Source organism: Sphingobium sp. BHU LFT2 (assembly GCF_018604485.1).
GTDB classification, from domain to species: domain Bacteria; phylum Pseudomonadota; class Alphaproteobacteria; order Sphingomonadales; family Sphingomonadaceae; genus Sphingobium; species Sphingobium yanoikuyae_A.
The window spans coordinates 1-18790 of sequence record NZ_JAFCGW010000034.1 but is presented as its reverse complement, the minus strand read 5'-3'; the positions used below and the strand labels follow the sequence as shown (position 1 = coordinate 18790).

At 61.7% G+C, this 18790-nt stretch carries 15 protein-coding genes and 1 pseudogene; 7 read left to right on the top strand and 9 right to left on the bottom strand.

Features of this window, described 5'->3' with window-relative positions:
* Nucleotides 1-527: 527 nt before the first annotated feature.
* Together JQK15_RS25650 and JQK15_RS25645 are read left to right on the top strand one after the other, a co-directional pair.
* Complete coding sequence (locus tag JQK15_RS25650) at nt 528-2897, top strand: TonB-dependent receptor plug domain-containing protein (RefSeq protein ID WP_214869316.1); 2370 nt, start codon at nt 528-530, stop codon at nt 2895-2897.
* Between the two features lie 17 nt (nt 2898-2914).
* Nucleotides 2915-4171: an aminotransferase class V-fold PLP-dependent enzyme gene (locus JQK15_RS25645; RefSeq protein ID WP_214869309.1), complete on the top strand. Its 1257-nt coding sequence runs from the start codon at nt 2915-2917 to the stop codon at nt 4169-4171.
* Between the two features lie 229 nt (nt 4172-4400).
* On the opposite strand, the gene JQK15_RS25640 is transcribed toward JQK15_RS25645, so the two are convergent.
* Genes JQK15_RS25640 through JQK15_RS25625 form a run of 4 tightly spaced genes read right to left on the bottom strand, consistent with a single transcriptional unit; the run spans nt 4401 to nt 8882 of the window.
* Nucleotides 4401-5804, bottom strand: a complete 1404-nt coding sequence (locus tag JQK15_RS25640) for an efflux transporter outer membrane subunit (protein ID WP_214869307.1) — start codon at nt 5802-5804, stop codon at nt 4401-4403.
* Complete coding sequence (locus JQK15_RS25635; RefSeq protein ID WP_214869305.1) at nt 5801-6709, bottom strand: HlyD family secretion protein; 909 nt, start codon at nt 6707-6709, stop codon at nt 5801-5803. The genes JQK15_RS25640 and JQK15_RS25635 overlap by 4 nt, the downstream gene beginning before the upstream one ends.
* Nucleotides 6706-6921 carry a DUF1656 domain-containing protein gene (locus JQK15_RS25630; RefSeq protein ID WP_214869303.1) on the bottom strand — a complete coding sequence of 72 codons (216 nt, stop codon included), beginning with the start codon at nt 6919-6921 and terminating at the stop codon, nt 6706-6708. The genes JQK15_RS25635 and JQK15_RS25630 overlap by 4 nt, the downstream gene beginning before the upstream one ends.
* On the bottom strand, nt 6918-8882 hold the full coding sequence (locus tag JQK15_RS25625) for an FUSC family protein (RefSeq protein ID WP_285236603.1): 1965 nt from the start codon (nt 8880-8882) through the stop codon (nt 6918-6920). The genes JQK15_RS25630 and JQK15_RS25625 overlap by 4 nt, the downstream gene beginning before the upstream one ends.
* 149 nt (nt 8883-9031) lie before the next feature.
* On the opposite strand from JQK15_RS25625, the gene JQK15_RS25620 reads away from it, so the two are divergent.
* From JQK15_RS25620 to fabI, 4 genes and pseudogenes are all read left to right on the top strand, one after another.
* Nucleotides 9032-9853 carry an AraC family transcriptional regulator gene (locus JQK15_RS25620; RefSeq protein WP_353047273.1) on the top strand — a complete coding sequence of 274 codons (822 nt, stop codon included), beginning with the start codon at nt 9032-9034 and terminating at the stop codon, nt 9851-9853.
* Nucleotides 9854-11093: 1240 nt separating this feature from the next.
* Nucleotides 11094-11648, top strand: a pseudogene (locus JQK15_RS25615) (transposase); the annotation flags it as partial.
* Between the two features lie 533 nt (nt 11649-12181).
* Nucleotides 12182-12937 (top strand): hypothetical protein, encoded by a 756-nt coding sequence (locus tag JQK15_RS25610; protein ID WP_214869298.1) that lies wholly within the window; start codon nt 12182-12184, stop codon nt 12935-12937.
* Nucleotides 12938-12948: 11 nt separating this feature from the next.
* A complete protein-coding gene (gene fabI, locus JQK15_RS25605; protein ID WP_214869296.1) occupies nt 12949-13695 on the top strand; it encodes an enoyl-ACP reductase FabI in 747 nt (248 codons plus the stop codon).
* A gap of 35 nt (nt 13696-13730) precedes the next feature.
* Here the strand turns inward: fabI and JQK15_RS25600 are convergent, their stop codons facing one another.
* From JQK15_RS25600 to JQK15_RS25585, 4 genes are read right to left on the bottom strand one after another with little or no spacing between them, the layout of a single operon-like run.
* Entirely contained in the window at nt 13731-14720 is a 990-nt protein-coding gene (locus JQK15_RS25600; protein WP_214869294.1) for a L,D-transpeptidase family protein, read from the bottom strand.
* Nucleotides 14721-14743: 23 nt separating this feature from the next.
* Entirely contained in the window at nt 14744-15361 is a 618-nt protein-coding gene (locus JQK15_RS25595) for a hypothetical protein (protein ID WP_251008054.1), read from the bottom strand.
* Nucleotides 15362-15408: 47 nt separating this feature from the next.
* Nucleotides 15409-16422, bottom strand: coding sequence for a 2-hydroxyacid dehydrogenase (locus tag JQK15_RS25590; protein ID WP_214869290.1), 1014 nt, complete (start codon nt 16420-16422; stop codon nt 15409-15411).
* Between the two features lie 9 nt (nt 16423-16431).
* Nucleotides 16432-17232 carry a hypothetical protein gene (locus JQK15_RS25585; RefSeq protein ID WP_214869288.1) on the bottom strand — a complete coding sequence of 267 codons (801 nt, stop codon included), beginning with the start codon at nt 17230-17232 and terminating at the stop codon, nt 16432-16434.
* A gap of 161 nt (nt 17233-17393) precedes the next feature.
* Between JQK15_RS25585 and JQK15_RS25580 the strand changes: the two genes are divergently transcribed.
* Nucleotides 17394-18230, top strand: coding sequence for an IS5 family transposase (locus JQK15_RS25580; protein WP_214869286.1), 837 nt, complete (start codon nt 17394-17396; stop codon nt 18228-18230).
* Between the two features lie 143 nt (nt 18231-18373).
* On the opposite strand, the gene JQK15_RS25575 is transcribed toward JQK15_RS25580, so the two are convergent.
* On the bottom strand, nt 18374-18790 hold a 417-nt coding region (locus JQK15_RS25575), incomplete at its 5' end, for a fasciclin domain-containing protein (RefSeq protein WP_214869285.1).

Here is an 18790-nt window from a genome sequence, read left to right as displayed (position 1 = left end):
ATACCGGGCCATCGACAGCTACACAGCGGTGCGGTTGCGTCGGTGGCTGCGCGCCAAATACAAGACCAGGCGACGGCGAGAGGGAGCCTATCACGACCCCGAGCTATACGAGCGCTTCGGCCTTGTGCGTCTGGCGGACTTGGCCGCAGCCCGCCGTGGGTGAAGGCGTGACGTCTTGTCCGAGAGCCGGATGCGGGAGACCTGCATGTCCGGTTCGATGAGCAGGGAGTGGAAACGGACCGTCTGGCAAGCCCCATAGGCGCGCCGCACGACACCGCGCCACTTCCTGACTCTACCGAAGTCCCTCGACCCTCCGGCAAGTAGTATTGCAGGAGGTAGCTCAATATTCTCGCATCAGTCGAGTCTGCAGGATCAGGCTTCTGCTGATTTGAAATAAGTGAACGCAACTTACCCTTGGTTGAGGTGGGGACCGTCGCGAACATTTTTCGTAAACTACACATAACCGTCATCTAGCGTCCCTATCGGCTCCCGCAGAACAAGAATCTGTCGTATCCGTGGGGACAATCATGAAGTTTATGACCGTCAGCGCGCTCGTCGCGCTGCAATTTTCTGCGTGCTCTTTCGCTATGGCGCAGGATGCAGTGCCAGCCGCCGACGCCGCTGGTGACGCGATCATCGTGACCGGCACGCGCGATGCGAAGCGGACCAAGTTCGATGCGCTGGCGCCGATCGACGTCCTCTCGTCGAAGGCGATCGACGGCAGCGTGTCCAACGATCTGTCCGATACGCTGGCCCAGTTGCTGCCGTCCTTCAACGTGCAGCGCCTGCCGGCGGCTGACGGCCAGGCCTTTGTCCGGCCCGCCACGCTGCGCGGCCTGTCCGCCGACCAGACGCTGGTTCTGGTCAACGGCAAGCGCTACCACCGCTCGGCCTTGCTCGGGACGCGCGGCGCGCAGTCGGCCGACCTTGCCACCATCCCCAATCTGGCGATCAAGCGGATCGAAGTGCTGCGTGATGGCGCGTCGGCGCAATATGGGTCGGATGCGATCGCCGGCGTCGTCAACATCATCCTCGACGACCAGCCGGGCATGGAAGCATATGGTCAGTTCTCGCAATATTATAAGGGCGATGGCACGACCTATCAGAGCGGCGCGCAGGGCGGCCTGGCGCTGGGCGATCGTGGCAGCATCGTCTTCACCGGCGAATTTTCCAAGTCCGACGCCACCTCGCGCACGCGCCAGCGGCCCGATGCCGCAGCGTTCCAGGCGGCCAATCCCGGTCTGGACGTGCCCGATCCGGTGCAGCGCTGGGGACAGCCCGACCTGCGCTCGGTGCGGGCGGGCGTGAATGCCCATTATGATTTCTCCGATGCCGTCACCCTCTATGCCTTTGGCACGGCCGGTAATGGCGAGGGCGTGACCGACTTCAACTGGCGCAACCCGGCCAGCACGGCGAACGTCTATGGCAATAGTTCGGCCTTTCCCGGCTTCAATTTCGCCAGCCTCTATCCAGCTGGGTTCACGCCGCGCTTCGGCACGAAATATGATGATTATCAGGCCGATGCCGGCCTGCGCGGCGCGATCAGCGAGCGGCTGACCTATGACATCAGCGCCTCGTCCGGGCGCAGCCGCATCAATTACAACATGCATGAATCGCTCAATGCATCGATGGGGCCGGACAGCCCGACCAGCTTCTATCTGGGCCGCCTGCGCCAGAGCGAGTTCAACCTGAATGCCGACTTCGTCTATCGCCTGCCGCTGGGGCTGGTTGAGCCGGCGAACATCGCCTTCGGCGCTGAACGCCGCAAGGAAACTTACGGCATCCGTCCGGGCGACCCAGCCTCCTATGCGATCGGCGCGGGCGCGGCGACCGGCCTTGCTCCCAACAGCAACGGCTTCCCAGGCTTCAGCCCGCTCAACGCCGGTGAATGGTCGCAGACCAGCTATGCCGGCTATGTCGATGTCGAAGTTCGTCCGATCGAGGCGGTGACGCTGGGCGCGGCCGGCCGCTATGAGGATTTCTCGGCCTTTGGCGATACCTTCAATTATAAGCTTTCGGCCCGGTTCGAGCCGGTGAAGGGCGTGGCTCTGCGTGGCACCTATTCGACTGGCTTCCGCGCACCGACCCCGGCCCAGCTCAACGCGGTCAACACCAGCCAGGGGCTGGACACGACCACGATGCAGATCTTCAACACCGGCCGCCTGTCGCCCAGCGATCCGATCGCGATCGCCCTGGGCGCCAAGCCGCTGACCCCGGAAAAGTCGCGCACCATCACGGCGGGCCTGACCTTCCAGTCTAGCTTCGGCCTGACCGGTAGCGTCGATCTCTATCAGATCAAGCTGCGCGATCGCTTCGGCCAGTCGCGCACCTTCGCGGTGCCGGCCAGCCTGCCCAATCCGCAGCGCTTCACGTCCGTCACCTATTTCACCAATGATTTCGACACCCGCACCCGCGGCGTCGATGTCGTGCTGGCCTACACCAAACCGGTCGGGCCGGGCACCGCCGACATCAGCCTGGCCTACAACTACAACCAGACCAAGGTGACGAGCGGCACGTCGGCGGCGATCGCCAATGAAAGCCAGCGCATCGTCTTCGAGGAACGACTGCCCAAGCATAATGGCACCGCCTCGCTCGGCTATACGCTGGGCAAGGTCGGCATTCAGGGCCGGGCACGCTATTATGGCGCTTGGACCGATGTCAGCGGCAATGCCACCGGCGACCTCTATCAGCGCTTCGGATCCATGGTGCTGTTCGACCTGTCGGCGAGCGTCCAGGTCACGCCCAACATCTCGATCCGGGGCGGGGCGGAGAATATCTTCAACGCCTATCCCGACGAGGCGACCAACCAGGCGGTGCGCGGCCTCATCTACTCGCGCAACGCGCCCTATGACACGGACGGCGGCCAATATTATGTCCGCTTGGGCCTGACCTTCTGATCGGCTAGGCACGGGACATGGAAATCAGCCGCAGGCAGATGATGATCGGGGCGGCCGCCGTGCCGGTTGCAGGGCGTGCCGCCGCCCTGCCGACCAGTTCGGCCCGGTCCGATGATGAAGCATATTGGGCCGGGATCGCGGCCCAATATGATGTCACCCGTGACGTCATCCAGCTGGAAAATGGCAATTGGGGGATGATGGCCCGGCCGGTGCTGGACCGCTATGAGGCGGCCGTGCGCCGGGTCAATCGCGAGACCAGCTATTATGCCCGGCGCGGCCTGACCCCCGACCTGATCGCCGTGCGCGATCGGGTGGCGGCGAAGATGGGCGTCGCCCCGCAGGAAATCGCCTTCACCCGCAACGCGACCGAGGCGCTGAAGGCGCTGATCGGCGGCTATAACCGGCTGCGGCCAGGTGATGCCGTGCTTCAGGCCGATCTCGACTATGACAGCATGCAGGCCTGTTTCGATACATTGAAGCGCAGCCGGGGCGTGGATGTGGTGCGGATCGCGCTGCCCGAACCGGCGACGCATCAGGGGCTGATCGATACCTATGAAGCGGCGCTGAAGGCCAATCCGAAGATCCGCCTGATCCTGCTCACCCATCTCAGCCATCGCACCGGCCTGGTGATCCCGGTGAAGGAAATCGTGGCGATGGCGCGGGCGCGCGGCGTCGATGCGATCGTCGATGCGGCGCATAGCTGGGGCCAGCTGGATTTCCGGCCGGCTGACCTCGACGCGGATTTCATCGGCTTCAACCTGCACAAATGGTGGGGTGCGCCGCTGGGCGTGGGCGTCATCTATATCCGAAAGGCCAGGCTGGACCTGATCGATCCGGACAGTGCCAACAGTCCACCCTTTGCCGCCAGTAGCTATTCGCGCGTGCATACCGGCACGGTGGATTTCGCGGCGCAACTGACCGTGCCGGCCGCACTCGATTTCCAGGAAGCGATCGGCGACAGCGCGCGGGCGGCGCGGCTGCGCCATTTGCGCGACCTGTGGGCGGAAGAACTGCGCGACGCGAAGGGGCTGGAGATATTGACGCCGGCCGATCCACGCCTGCACGGCGGCATCACCTCGTTCCGTCTGGCAGGGCGGACAAGCGTGCAGGACAATATGGCGGTCGCCAAATGCCTGCTGGACGAACATCGGATTTTCACGGTGCATCGCGATGGGCCTGCCAGCGGCGCCTGTGTCCGCGTCACGCCCGCCCTGTTCAACAGCGCGGCGGATGTTGGCGCATTGGCAAGAGCTATCCGTTCGATCCTGCCTTAATCGTGAGATCATGGACCGCTGATGGCACGGAGCCCCCCATCCATCCCGAACGCCATATGAGGTAGCGTAAGCAGACCGACTGCATCTCGAAATGAGAAATGGGGTCATGGGTGGCTATAAAGGGTCGACCGCGCAAGCGTCAGCTACGCGCCGATTCCGGTAATACGGAGCGGTCCAAGGCTGCCCTGTAAGCTGCCGTTCACCTCCATCCCGAATTGAAGAGGCTAATTCATTGCCAACCTCCACCTAATGCCAGAAACACTGTGATCTGGTCGTCCACGATGGACGCCTCTGCCGCCGCATAATCGACTTGCACGGCTGCAAGACTGCTCTGCGCCGTCAGAACATTGAGGAAGTCGCTGCGCCCAAAGCGGAACAGGGCGCTGGCCTGGGCGGCTGACATTTCGGCGCTGCTGGCCGCACGTTGCAGTGATGCTGCCCGATCCCGGTTCCGCGCGTAGGTTTCGAGGGCGGTTTCCGTGTCGCGCAAGGCGTCAAGGACGGTGGCATCGAACCGGGCGACATCAATGGCAACCTGCTCCTGCTTAGCCGCGATCCTGGCTGTGACGACCGGGCGATTTGGAAAGCTCCAACTCAGAAGCGGACCAAGGCTGAACCCAAAGCTGTGGGAACGGTCCAGTTCTTCGACCTTTCCACCCGCACTGACGCTCCCTCCCATAGTTACGCTAGGATAGAGATCGGCCATGGCTACGCCGATGCGTGCGGTATCGCCTGCGATGGCTCGCTCCGCCTGACGGATATCAGGCCTGCGCCGGATCAGCGCGGTGCCGTCACCAACCGGCAATGCTTGCTTCAGCTTGGGCAATTCGTTGCAGGCCTCGACGTCCCGAGGATAATCCGCAGGCGCCCTACCAAGCAGTGTTGCCAGCAGGAAAAGCGATGCCTGCCGCCGGGCCACCAATGCCGGCAGACCGGCGTCGCTGATTTCCACTGCCGTTCTCGCGCGGGTGATATCGAAAGCCGTTCCGCGTCCGCCGCGTGCCAAGCGGGCGGTGGCGTCAAGCGTGCGCCGTTGCAGGGCGATCACCTGGCGGATGATCTTAATCTGGAAGTTGGCAGCGCAGACCCCGGCATAGGCACGGGCAGTCGACGCTGCCACGCTGATCCGCGCGGCATCGCGGGCGGCCTCGACCAGGTCACGATCAGCCTCCCCCGCTTCGATAGCACGCCGCAGCTTGCCTGCCAGATCCAGCGGATAGCCCGCAGACAATCCGAGGCCATAGGTGGCGACACCCGGCAAAGCGGCACCAGTGGAACTGGCCGAGTAATCCCGTTCCAGCGCGGTTTGGCCGTTCACGCTCGTGCTGATTGCACGCGCCCCCGCCGTCTGGCGGAGCACGGCTTGCGCCTTGCGGACATTGGCCTCGGCGGCCCGCAAATCTGCGTTGGCGGAAAGAGCCTGTTCGACCAGCGCGTCGAGGCGCGGATCCTCATAAAGGCGCCACCAGTGCTCGGGAAGCGGCGCCTGTGTGAAGGCGTCATTATGTCCCGCGATGAATGCGCCCTGCGCCGCTGGCGTCCCTGCCACTCCGGGCTGTGGTCCATGATAATCCGGTCCGGATACGCATCCTGCGACGAGCAGCGCAGCGGAAACGGCAAGCACGCACCTCATGACCGTACCTTCGGCGTGTCCGGCGTTGCAATCCGCTCGCTATCGGGAATGATCTCAACCGTTGCGGTTCTGCCGGCGATCAGTCTGGTGCCGGGCGGAACATGATCGATATGGACCCGAACAGGGATACGCTGGGCTAGCCGGACCCATGAGAAGGTAGGCGCGACCGTGGGCAGGAGATTGTGCGCCTGCCCGCGCTGATCGTCATCGATGGCGGCGGCGATACTTTCGACATGGCCGGTGATCTCGGCCTCGTCGCCCATCAGGCGAATGCGCGCACGATCGCCGATCGCGACCCGGTGCAGCTTCGTCTCCTCGAAATAGCCTTCGATCCGGAGCGAGGCGGTGTCGACCAGCGCCATCGCCTGCGCGCCCGCCGCGAGATAATCACCCGGATGAATATCGAGATTGGTAATGACTCCCGCCACCGTGGCGCGGATTTCGGTGCGGTGCATATCGACACTGGCGACATTGCGCTCCGCAAGCGCGCTCTTGAGGACCGCCTCCAGGGTGCTGACCTTCGCCGCATTCTGCTCGCGTGTTTCGGCTGCGACAAGATCGCCCAGCGCCCTGTCGCGCCGGGCTTCCCTACGGGCCTGCTCCAGTTCCGCCCGGGCCTGCGCGATCGCGGCATCAGCCCGCTCGATCGCGGCCGTAATGCGGGGGCGATCAAGCACGATCAGCACTTGTCCTGCAGAAACGGTCTGATTGTCATGGACCATGACCTGCGTGACCAGCCCGCCTACGTCGGTGGAAACGCGCACCACGTCCGCCCGTACATGGCCATCGCGGGTCCACGGGGTGCGTTCGTAGCTGCGCCAGACCTGAAACGCGACAAGTGCAGCGAGCACCACCACGGTCAGGGTCAGGGCATAGCGCCCCAGCAGGGAGAGAACTGGCTTCATGGCAAAAATCCGGTGAGAGGCTGGAACTGCACGAGCAGGCTGAAGAGGATGATGAAGCAGGCAAGCTCGACGAGCGGCTTGCGCGCGATGGCCCGGTCAAGGCCGGTCAGCGCAGCCAGGCGCATCACGACAAAGGTACAGACCGCGGCCAGCAGGCCGAGCACCAGCAGGCCAGGGATGAACACGCCGCCAATAGCGATGTCGGCAATCATCGGCTGCCTCCGGCGTTGACGGGCATAAGGGCGAACCTCAAGTCGATGAGAAGATCGGCAATTTCGCCAGCGTCGTCCGCTGCGCTGTCCGCGATCCGTGTTGCGGCAGCATCAACCTGCGCGATCAGAACTTCCTGTTCCGGCTCGTCGCTCTCCGAGAAAGCCTTGCCTATTCCGGCGAGCAGCGTGTGCAGGGCTGCGCACGGCTGATCGGGTCGGTCACTGATGCGGTGGCGCAAAGCGCCAACCGCATGGCCCACGCGAAGATGCATCAGGATGGTGTCGGGCAGATGCACCTTGCCTGCCGCTTTTGCCCGGGGGATCAGCAGCGCGGTGCGGTCGATCATGATGCTGGTCCAGCGCGCTTCGTCCATGGCATGCCCTCTTGCCCGCCGCGCCACATCGCGGCGGCTTGCGCGGAGCAGTCGGTCGATGGCTGTTTTGACCGGCACAGTCTGGAACAGCGTCATGCTGACCGCGGCAAAGCCGGTGCCGATGACCAGAGCCACCGTGCTGTTGAGGAAAGCCGCGAAATCGCCGGTGTAGCTGGCGCCCAGCCCGGTCAGGATTGGGAAGCTGAGCGTGATGCCCAGCGCCAGCATCGTGGTTGGCGGGCGTGCCTGCATTGATCCCGCCAGCAAAAGCGTGGGTGCGAGGACAGCCACCAGAACCGGGAAGTCGCTGACACGCGGCAAAATGACGAAGCTGTAGGCAAGGCTGATCGCGACGGCATAGAGCGACCCGATCAGATATTTGATGACGAACGGCCTTGGCGCGTCGAAATTCCCGAACAGGGCGCAGGCCACGCCCACGATGGAAAGGGCCAATGCACCGTCAGCCCAGGCCGACCAGATCCACAGGAGGCAACCGGCAAAGATGCCGGCAATCGCCCCCATCGCACCGCGTACGGCCATCCAGCGATCACGGTGATAGACGTAGCCGGTCGGATGTGCGTCGGGACTATAGTCTCGCTGTCTGCGAGCACCGTCCACGATCTGCGCACCCAACCGATCGCAGGTGTCGAGCAGTTCGATCAGCTCGGCAAGATGACCGCACAGATTGGTGGCCAGCCCAGACGCGCCATGCCGTCGAGCACGTTCCACCAGTTCGTCGGAAGAAGGCGTGCCCGCCCTGAGCCAATGGTCAATGTCATAAAGCAGGCAGTGCATGTCCGCTTCCGCATCGCTAAGGGGGCGCAGAGCATGCAGACGATCTTCAATGTCGGTGCTGAGAGGAATCAGGCGTGCGAGAAGGTCGTGGACACGGTCCAACGCTTTTCGCGGTGCTGCGACTGTCGCGGCATCATAAGGCAGGTGCGTTGCAAGACCGTTCAGCGCGAGCAGGTCTGACGCCAGCGCAGCGCGGGCATGCCGCCCCTGTACATCGGGCAGGCCTTTGAGGGCTTCGCGGGCCAGGCCGCGCGCATCCTTCAATGTGGCCGAAAGCTTGCCGGTAAACTGGCCCGTCATTGGCCGGGGCAGGATGAAACGATGGATCAGCACGGCGCAGCCGATGCCGAGCAAGATCTCCTGCACGCGCACCGCCGCCGTATCGAACATGGCGCCGGGGTCGGCCACACCCGGAAATCCGATCAGGCTCGCGGTATAGCCCGCCAGTACGAAAGCATAGGCGCGAGGTGTCCGGTCGAGCAGCGAGAAGTAGAGGCACAGGCCGATCCAGCAGGAGAGGATCAGGCTGCACAGAACTGGTTCATTCGCAAAGTTGGGCACGATCGCGACCGTTGCGGCGGCACCGATTATTGTTCCACACAAACGATAGACGCCGCGCCCCAGCGAGGCGCCGGCCGAACCCTGCGAAACGATGTAGACCGTCAGGATCGCCCAATAGGGTTTGGGCAAGCCGATGCGCAGCGCAATGTGATAGGCCAGCATCGCCGCCGTGAACGTCTTCGCCGAAAAGGCCAGCGCATCCCGATCCGCTCGGGTCACCGGCGATCGCATTACCTTCGGGCCTTTGCGGATCAGCGCCGCGCTGGCCTGGGCGAGGCTGGATAGTGAGGGATAGGCAATGCACATGGCCTGGATATCGCCGCATCGCGCGATCGAATAAATTCGATATCCTGTCAGAAAATCACTATATCACGTCAATCGTGCCCAGCTCCGCCTCCGTTATATCTGCTCTCGATCCCGACCTGACGCGCCTTCCCGCCGTCGCACATCGTGTCGACTTCGCAGATTATGCGGCCGAGGTGCCATCCCATATTCATCGCAAAGGGCAGTTGATCATCACCTTGCATGGCGCGGTGACGTGCAACGCCGGAAACGAGATATGGGTGATCCCGCCCGATTGCGGTATCTGGATTCCTGGCGGCGTTCCACACAGCGCCCGCGCGACCCACAACGCCCGGCTCAATTATCTATTCGTGGAACCCGGCGAGGCTGCCCTGCCGGGGGAATGCTGCACACTGTCGATATCGCCGATGATCCGGGAGATGATCGACTGGCTCACTCGCGAACGTGGCGACTATCCGCGCGAAGGCCATGAGGCCCGGCTTGCCCGGGTGCTGCTGGATGAACTGGCCGAAATGCCGCGCCAGCGGTTCAACCTGCCGATTTCTGGCGATCCGAAGATTCGCATGATCGCCGACGCACTGACGAACGCCCCCGCTGACCGCAGCACATTGGGTGAATGGGCCAGGCGCGTGGCGATGAGCGAGAGTTCGCTTGGCCGGCTCATGCTGCGTGAAACGGGGCTCAGTTTCGGTCGCTGGCGCCAGCAGCTACATCTCGTTATTGCCCTGCGCGAACTGGCCAGCGGCGAGGCGGTGCAGAATGTTGCAGGCACATTGGGTTATGAGTCGGTCAACGCCTTCATCACCATGTTCAGGAAAGCGACCGGCGCCACGCCGGCCCAGTATTTCGCAACACGCAGATCAGCGGCCAGCGAACCCTTGAGCGATCGCCAAGCTTAGCGAGGTCGGCTTGATGTGAGCCGACCAGCAGCAATGCGCCCTTTGTCGCCACTCAGCCGATCATTTGGATTTCCCGAAAGCGGTCATTCGATCGGGATCAGCCCCCTATCGGACGACGGAAAGCGGACGATCGGCCGCCGACCAGTTGTGGCCGTTCGGTCTTGATGATGTGCGTCCCTAAAGCGGACGCTCATTCAGGTAGCAATGCGTAGGCCGAATGACCAATTCCGCAGGAAAGCGGTCGATCTGTGCGGGTCGCGCATCAAACGAAAGAGGCACCGCACTTAGTGCATTTGTTCGGAAGCGGCAGGCTCACACCTCCATGTTCCTTGCCCCAAAAACGTGTCCAGAACTGCTGGTCCTGCTTGAGCGCCTCTTCCGCTTCATAGTTCGTGAACGCTGGCCAGCGACAGTTGTAGCACTTGATGCTGAATAACCAAACGCTCGGAAGGAACGCAACAAATCCGATTGCGGACGGCCACAGGTAACCTAGGGGCCAACCGACAAAGGAGGCGAGAACGAAGAGGACAGAGGCGGCGGCTGCGGCCCATTGCCAACGTCGCGCGATGCGAAATCGCCTCGGAACCGCACTGCACTCATCACTCATTCCGCCCCCCGAACAACCGCGATCAATGGCACTGCACCGACTATATGGATGAGGAGGAATATCCGCTACTTGGGCGATTGTTGCCGAACGATTTTTTCGCACAGCGGCAGCTAACTCGCTTCTGAGGCTCCCAAACAGACCGTCCGCTTCCCACCCCTGATAGACGATCATCGCGCCGATCGGCGCCAGGCACACCCGATAGCGGTCGGTCTGCTCCTGGGCGGGAAAGCTGCCCGGCAGGGAGCGACCACTTTCTGCCGCTAATCGAAAACATCGCCTTACCTATAAGCTGACATTGCGGTGCGCCGTCGCGGCGCGCATATTGCCGCTATGAAAAAGCGTGATCTGCTCGCCGCGACCGTTATTTATATCCTTACAACCTTTATGGTTGTTGTAATCTCAGCGATGATGGCGGGTGATTGCTCAACAGCTTTGGCCGATGATGTGTATCGGTCCTGCTCAGCCAGAGCAGATGGTCGGTTGTTCTATGGTTTTGTAGCTTCATTGGGTCTTTATCCCGCATTCCTTGCGCTTTGTATTCGGCGCTCAAGGCGACGGCACCCCTGAAGCGGTTTTCGACCATTTGCGGCCGATAACCGGCTCTGGCACGATACTGGAGGATTGAGCAGGGATATCGCCTCCGATGACAGTTTGCCGGAGCTCGCTCGTGATTTATTCGCGTTTCATCGGCGCGAATATGAGCTGTTGCAGGTAGAAATCGAAAAAGTCGAAGCCAAACTCATGGAGTGGCATCGCAACGATGAATGTAGCCAGCGGCTTGCCCGGATACCGGGCGTAGACCCGATTGGTGCATCCCTGCTGATGATGAAGACCCCTGATCCCGGGCTGTTCAAATCGGGGCGTGACTTTGCGGCCTGGATTGGTCTCACGCCCAGGGATCATTCAACGGCAGGTCGGGCTCGTCCCGGCGGCATCACGCGCGCAGGAGATGAACACTTGCGAAGCGTGCTGGTCGTGGGCGCCACCGCCGTTCTCAAGAATATCCGGGCGGGGCGCGGCAAAAACTCGTCGCCCTGGCTTCTCAAGCTCCTGGAACTCAACAAGAAGCCCAAACTTGTGGCCGTCGCTATGGCGAACAGAATCGCACGCATCGCCTGGAAGCTGATGGTGAGCGGCGAAAGCTATCGCGCCATAACTGCACAACCAGTTTTGACAAAGGCCGCGTGAGAGATTGGCGTGTCATGGTGAGCAACCATAGAATGCTACCGTGCTGAGCTGATATGGGATCTTGCAAGAAACGAGCAGGTGGTTTGATCGATCGATCCGGAACGTGAGACACTCCGTTAGAGTCAGTGGCTGTCAAATAGTCGCCTTCCTGTTTGGAACTCACCTCGCGGAAACCATCTTGGCCAGCGGCTATATGCGGCCGCAAAGACAGGTCGGACATATGGTCGCAAGCGATCTGATCAAAATATCCGCTCAAACGTCTTGCAAGAGGGAGCCGTCCACATATGACTCTACCGGCTGCGGCGGCTACTCACATGAAGCAGGACGCAGCCGCCTCAGGTGGAATATTATGGCCCTCGCCTCTGTGTTGGTGTGAAGGCAGGGATATTCTGTTTGGGCTGGGTGGGTTGATCCTAGGGTGATGCGGTCAACCCTGCGACGGAATAATACGACTTCGTAACAAATTTCCGATGTGATTGATCCACGATGGAAGAATCGGCACAATCTCGACAGATCCGGTAAGGGAGTCTTCCATGCTCAAGACCTCGGTTGCTCTGTTCTTCGCTATGATGGTCCCGGAATCGCCCTCATTCGCGCAGGAGGCGCCCGATCTTACCGATCTGGTAGGCGCGCGCGCCTCGGGCGGCGCGACGCAACTCGAAGCGCGAGGCTACCAGTTTGTGACGGTCAACACCGTGCGCGACACCAAATGGTCCTTCTGGACGAACGGCAGGACTGGACAATGCGTACAGGTGGCGACCTCCGATGGTCGCTATACCGCGATCAATCGCGTTCCGCAGGCCAATTGCCGTCCGTCTGATCGTCCTTCGGAAGATGCCTACGCTCCCCCGCCGCCACGGCCCGACTATGGCCGTCCCGGCGCACAGGCCGTCACGCTCATCTGTTACGGGTCGGGCAGCGGTCCTGCGACGGAAACCTATTCGGGCTATCGCTACAATGGCCGGAGCAAACGGTTCGAGCCGGAGTTTGGAACGGCGCTTGGCCGCGAAGGATTTTCATCCGACGTGCAGGTCGAGATGTTCGATGGCCGTGGACGCATCCATCTGGGTGGCAAGCTGGTATCGCCGATACATTCCGGTGGCTCCGACGGATGGTGGCCGCTGGAGGAATTGATGGTGACGCCGGATCGCATCACCGGACGCTACCGGCTCAACGGTCTCAACAAGCCGCGGGTGGAGATCGACCGGCGAACGCGCGTCATCCGCATCAAAGCCGCGACGGCCTTCACCGGGCGTTGCGATGTCGGGGACTGGCGCAGCGGCTTCTGAGGAGCGTCAGGATGCACGGGGTGATCATCGGATTGGCCAATGACCAGTCGCTGGCATGGGGCTGTGCCCAGGCGCTGCGACGGCAGGGCGCTACATTGGCGCTCACCTATCTCAACGACAGGGCACTGCCCCATGTCGAACCTTTGGCGCAGTCAGTGGAGGCGGACATAATATTGCCTCTCGACGTGAGCAGGGCTGATCAGATGGACGCGCTGTTCGATGAGGTCGCCCGACGGCGGGGGAAGCTCGACTTCCTGCTCCACTCCATCGCATTCGCGCCAAAGGAAGATCTTCAGGGGCGGGTCGTCGACAGTTCGCCGGAGGGTTTTGCGATGGCCATGGATATCTCCTGCCATTCGCTGATCCGCCTTGCGCGCCTGGCCGAGCCTCTGATGCGGGAGGGTGGCTCCATCCTTACGATGAGTTTCTATGGCTCAGAGAAGGTCGTGCCGGGCTATGGCCTGATGGGGCCGGTGAAGGCGGCGCTAGAATCCACGATGCGTTATCTCGCTGCGGAGCTGGGGCCACAGCATATTCGCGTCAACGCCCTGTCGACTGGGCCGGTGAAGACGCGCGCGGCCTCCGGCTTGTCGCATTTCGATGCCTTGATGGAACGCGCGGCGCAGGACGCGCCCCTGCACCAGCTTGTGACCATCGAACAGGTCGGGGAAATGGCTGCCTTCCTGCTCTCCGATCAGGCGCGCTACGTGACAGGCCAGACCATCTATGTCGACAGCGGCTATAATATTCTTGGATAAGCGAGAAAACCTGGCTTCACCGGCGCGGCTGGCAATCATGGCTGCGGCACGACGGCGTCCATGATAGTGAGCCGTTCCAGCGGCTTTGCTCCGACCCGTGAATTGGTCACCAGGATCGTGGCGCCGGGCTTCAGGGTGTCGCGTACCAATTCATAGAAGCGTCTGGGCATTCGCACGCGGTTGAGGATCGCCTCGTCCACCTCATGGCCGTCTTCATCACCATGACCCGGAAGGCCCACATAGACCCAGTGCGGCTTGCCGTCCCGGATCACCAGATTGATGACATGCGATCCGGGATCATCGTCCTTGATCTGCGCGACGCTCCGGCCGATCTCCATGCCATTGCGCAGCACGACGATCCGCTGGTCCAGCTTGGAGACGATGATCGTCAACGGCCCTTGAGGCGCGGCTTCCGGCGTCCAGCGATACGCCTCGCCAGTCAGGGGCATGACCGGTGCAGGCTGCCCCTTGGCATCGAAAGGCGCGAGAAGGCTGTTCTCGCTGGTGCGGACATGATCGGCAGCGCTGCCCTGCACGATCACCGTGATTCCAAGGTTGGTGATGGCGAACAGGGCGCGGGCAAACTCATAGGGCAGATGGACGCAGCCATGGCTCTCCGGATAGCCCGGAAGGCCACCCGCATGCAGCGCCACGCCATCCCATGTCAGCCGCTGCTGAAATGGCATGGGCGCATTATTATATACGCTGGACCGATGGTTGGCGTCCTTTTGCAGGATGGTGAAGACGCCGGTGGGCGTTTCATGACCATCCTTGCCGGACGAGATGGTCGAGGCGCCGATGCGGATGCCATTGCGATAGACCAGCGCGATCTGCTTCGACAGGTCGACATAGATCATCACCGGTCCGCTGGTGGCGATCGCGGGCGCCCATACCCATTGGCCCGGCTTTAACGCATCTATCTGCCGCGCCAGTTCGGGGGCGGAACTGACCTTCGAGCCTTGCGCGTCGGCTGAACTTGGTATCGCCAGCGCCGCCAACATCAGCAGTTTCGACGCAGGTTTCATAGTGTGCTCCCGGAAATGACGGCTCATGCGAAGAGCAATCCGATGGTGACGGTTGCGATGATGCTTACGATCATGCCGATTGAGGCATCGATGAAGGAGCGAAACCAGGATTGCTCAAGTTCCTGCTGGAACCAACGTATCTGCACGACGCCATTAAAAAGGAAGGCGGCGATGATCGCTATGAGGCCCAGAAGCTGGACCCCGCCATGGAGATGCGCAGCCGCGCTGACCCCGCTGCTGAGCAGCAGGGCGAAGGGGGATATGGCATAGCATTGGGCGTAGAAGGCGGGCTTGAGCGTGTCTCGGTCAAGTTGCTGGTTACTCCTGTGCACCTTGCGCGCTGCAAGCACGAGGGCGAAGGTGCCGAACAAGACCAGCCGCAGAAAGAGCAGGGTCGTATTATCATTGACCAGACTCGCCAGGCCGTGCCGATGTTTGACGATCGCATTGGTGCCATCGATGGCGACACCCATTCCCTGAATGAGAACGATCGTGAGGACCAGCATGATCGGCGGGCTGACCGTCGCGCGATACTGCCGGTCCTGGTCCAGCAGCAATTGATCTTCGGCGTAGCGCATCGTCGTCAGCGGATGGCGCAGGATTCGCCACATCGTGATCGGATAGAAGACGAGCCAGCTCATCACCTCATAGAGAAGCTCATCGAGCGAGTTGAGCCACTGGACGAAGTTCATGGCGTCGTCTGGCCAACTGGCAGGATCTGATAGGCCAGCGGCAGGCCCTTCTCGAAATCGGATAGGCTACCCAGCGTGGTCTGCGCGATGGCGCTCAACGCCTCCTCGGTCAGGAACGCCTGATGGCCTGTCACCAGCACGTTCGGGAAGGTCAGCAGACGCTGGAGCAGATCGTCATCGATAATCTCGCTGGACAGGTCATCGAAGAAGATGCCGGCTTCCTGTTCATAGACATCAAGGGCAACGCCGCCGACCGAGCGGGCTTTGAGCGCATCGATCAGCGCCTTGGTATCGATTAGCGCGCCGCGGCTGGTGTTGACGACGACCAGGCCGGGGCGGGCCTTTGCGAGCGACGTGGCATTGATCATATGCCGCGTGTCGGGCGTCAGCGGACAATGGAGGCTGATGACGTCGGCCTCCCGCAGAAGCGTGTCCACGCTGGTATAGCGGACCCCGATCGCCTCCAGCGCCGGATCGGCGACCGGATCGCTGGCCAGCACCTCGCAGCCAAAGCCGGCGCGCAGCGTTTTGGCGACGAGGGCGCCGATCTGGCCAGTGCCGACCACGCCCATGATCCGGCCATGCAGGTTGCGACCGACAAGACCGTCCAGCGCGTAATTATTCTCCCGCACGCGCGACCATGCCCGGTGGATCTTGCGGTCCAGCGCCAGCAGCAGGGCGATGGTGAATTCCGCCACGGCATGGGGCGAATAGGCTGGAACTCGGGTCACCGCGATGCCGCACCTCGCAGCCGCGGCAAGATCAACATTATTGTAACCGGCACAGCGCAGGGCGACGATGCGAACGCCAAAACCGGCCAGCAGTTCGATCACTTGCGCATCGAGACAATCATTGACGAAGGCGCAGACGGCATCGCTACCCGCCGCCAGCGGCGCGGTGACGGGATCGAGGCCAGCTTCCAGAAAACGCAGTTCATGGCCATGATCCGCATTGGCGGCGGTCAGGAACTGCAGGTCATAGCTGCGAGTGCCGAATATGGTGACGCGCATCGATATGGCTTACCGGCAGCCCTGATAGGTGCCGATGTCGGCGACATTCTGGACCCGCCCGTCGGCGACACCCATTTGGACGCACTGGCGCGTGCGGTCGTTGAACCAGTAAGTGTAGCTCGACATGCCGCTTTTGAGGCCGCCGACATTGCGGAAGCCGCGCCGTTGCATTTCGCTGTCAGCGCCTGCGGCGCGCGCATCCACCAGATCGTTCAGGTCGACCGACTGCCGGTATCCAGCGCCATCGGAGCGATGGCCGCCTCTATAGCTGGTTTCGCGGCCTTTCTGGCTGACGCCGGCTTCATAGCCGCGCGAATAGGGTTCGGACCGATCATAATTATCGTAGGTCTGGGAATAGAGGCCGTCGCGAAAGCCCCGCTCATAGGCAGAGTCGGAAGCATCATCGTCATAATGCTGGCCATTGTCGTGATTGTGCGACTTATGGGCCAGCGCGATGGCACCAATGACGGCGGCAATGCCGACCCCCGCCGCGACAGCCGATCCGCTTGGCCCCTTGCCACTGACCTTCTGGTTGCAGTCCGGCGCGGTCGTCGGAGTGATGGAATCGAAACGGCCTTCCTTAACCGCAATGCTGACGCAGCTTTTCTGGGCAGGTTGCCACCAATAGCTCCAGGCGCGATCGTCCCCTTGATCCGTCTTGATATGAACCCAGCCGCGCGATTGCAGCGCGGTTTCTCCGCCCGGCGCCCGTGCGCCTATCAGATCGTTCAGGCCATTCGCTTTCTGGGCGTGCGCAAATCGCGGCGCGAGCAGAGCCGCGCTTGCCACCAACGTGATCATCAAACGCATGCTCATTCCCCTGTAGCTGTTCACCCCACTGGTAATGCCACGATTTATGTTATTTTCTAAGTGTCCGATCCGAAACTAAGGTGAGTGGTATCAGCAGGTTAGCTTTACGGCTGGACCTGTCGTTGATTCAGGGGTTTTTGCGAAACTACCAAGGATCAACGATGTGGACCGATACCACTCGCGCGCTACATGCGCGAAGCGGGCTGTCTTTGCCAACAGATTTAACCGATGCCGAGTGGGCGTTGTTCGAGCCTCTTCTGCGTCCGCCTGCGCCGACTGGGAGGCCACGCAGGTGGAAGATGCGCCGGATTGTTGAAGCCATATTTTATCTGTTGCGAGGCGGCTTGCCTTGGCGGATGTTGCCGCCGTGCTTTCCGCCGGTATCGACGGTGCGGCGATGGTTCTACCTTTGGCGCGACAATGGGCTCTGGCAGGCAATCAACCATGGATTGCTCATGCTGGTCCGCGAAGCACAAGGACGTGAAGCTTCGCCCAGTGCTGGGGTGGTCGACAGTCAGAGCGTGAAAACCACGGAATCCGGCGGTCCCTACGGCTATGATGCGGGCAAGAGGATCAAGGGACGCAAGCGTCACATACTGACCGATACCGAAGGCAACCTGGTCCATGCAGTCGTGCACACCGCTGATATTCAGGATCGGGATGGCGCCCCGCTGGTCCTTGGCGGCGTCATCAACCGCTTCCCGTGGCTGCGACATGTCTTCGCCGATGGCGGATATGCAGGCCAGAAACTCAAGGATGCGTTGCGGCCGCTGGGCAAATGGACAATCGAAATCATCAAGCGCTCGGACGCAGCAAAGGGTTTCGAAATCTTACCGCGCAGATGGGGCGTCGAACGCACTATCGCCTGGCTCAACCGTAACCGCCGTCTGGCCAAAGATTTCGAGAAGACCATTGCATCCGCCACAGCCTGGCTCTTCGCCGCGTCAGTGCAGGCATTCATTCGCCGAGCCGCAAGGCCCTGTCAGACAACGGAATAGTTTCGAATCCGACTCTTAGGCGCACAATATTTTCAACCCTGGGGACCGTTCCAGCCGAAGGGCTGGATATCGGAACAAAGTGAAGGCCGCCGATCAGGAGAGATCGGCGGCCTTCTGCAATCCAACAGGTGCGATCAATCGGGTCAGGGCATCAGCACCGTATCGACCACATGAATAACGCCATTGGACTGCATGACGTTGGCGACGGTGATTTTGGCCATGCCGCCCTTGGCATCGGTCAGATACCAGGCGCCGCCCTTTTCCCAGGCGGTCAGGCTCTCGCCTTCCACCGTTTTCAGCATCGCCTTGCCGCCATTCATCTTTGCCTTGGCAGCAATATCCTTGGCGGCCATGCTGCCGGCGACGACATGGTAGGTCAGGATCTTGGACAGCATCGCCTTGTTTTCAGGCTTGAGCAGCGTTTCGACCGTACCGGCAGGCAGCTTTGCGAAAGCGGCATTGGTAGGCGCAAAGACGGTGAAAGGCCCTTTCCCCTTCAATGTCTCGACAAGTCCCGCGGCCTTGACCGCCGCGACCAACGTGGTGTGATCCTTGGAGTT

What these genes read in the sequence shown, in the direction of transcription:
- JQK15_RS25635 (WP_214869305.1), bottom strand. Translation starts at nt 6,709, where the DNA reads ATGAAGCCAGTTCTCTCCCTGCTGGGGCGCTATGCCCTGACCCTGACC.
- JQK15_RS25650 (WP_214869316.1), top strand. Translation starts at nt 528, where the DNA reads ATGAAGTTTATGACCGTCAGCGCGCTCGTCGCGCTGCAATTTTCTGCG.
- JQK15_RS25590 (WP_214869290.1), bottom strand. Translation starts at nt 16,422, where the DNA reads ATGCGCGTCACCATATTCGGCACTCGCAGCTATGACCTGCAGTTCCTG.
- JQK15_RS25600 (WP_214869294.1), bottom strand. Translation starts at nt 14,720, where the DNA reads ATGAAACCTGCGTCGAAACTGCTGATGTTGGCGGCGCTGGCGATACCA.
- JQK15_RS25630 (WP_214869303.1), bottom strand. Translation starts at nt 6,921, where the DNA reads ATGATTGCCGACATCGCTATTGGCGGCGTGTTCATCCCTGGCCTGCTG.
- JQK15_RS25585 (WP_214869288.1), bottom strand. Translation starts at nt 17,232, where the DNA reads ATGCGTTTGATGATCACGTTGGTGGCAAGCGCGGCTCTGCTCGCGCCG.
- JQK15_RS25610 (WP_214869298.1), top strand. Translation starts at nt 12,182, where the DNA reads ATGCTCAAGACCTCGGTTGCTCTGTTCTTCGCTATGATGGTCCCGGAA.
- JQK15_RS25595 (WP_251008054.1), bottom strand. Translation starts at nt 15,361, where the DNA reads ATGAGCTGGCTCGTCTTCTATCCGATCACGATGTGGCGAATCCTGCGC.
- fabI (WP_214869296.1), top strand. Translation starts at nt 12,949, where the DNA reads ATGCACGGGGTGATCATCGGATTGGCCAATGACCAGTCGCTGGCATGG.
- JQK15_RS25640 (WP_214869307.1), bottom strand. Translation starts at nt 5,804, where the DNA reads ATGAGGTGCGTGCTTGCCGTTTCCGCTGCGCTGCTCGTCGCAGGATGC.
- JQK15_RS25645 (WP_214869309.1), top strand. Translation starts at nt 2,915, where the DNA reads ATGGAAATCAGCCGCAGGCAGATGATGATCGGGGCGGCCGCCGTGCCG.
- JQK15_RS25580 (WP_214869286.1), top strand. Translation starts at nt 17,394, where the DNA reads ATGTGGACCGATACCACTCGCGCGCTACATGCGCGAAGCGGGCTGTCT.
- JQK15_RS25625 (WP_285236603.1), bottom strand. Translation starts at nt 8,882, where the DNA reads ATGCGATCGCCGGTGACCCGAGCGGATCGGGATGCGCTGGCCTTTTCG.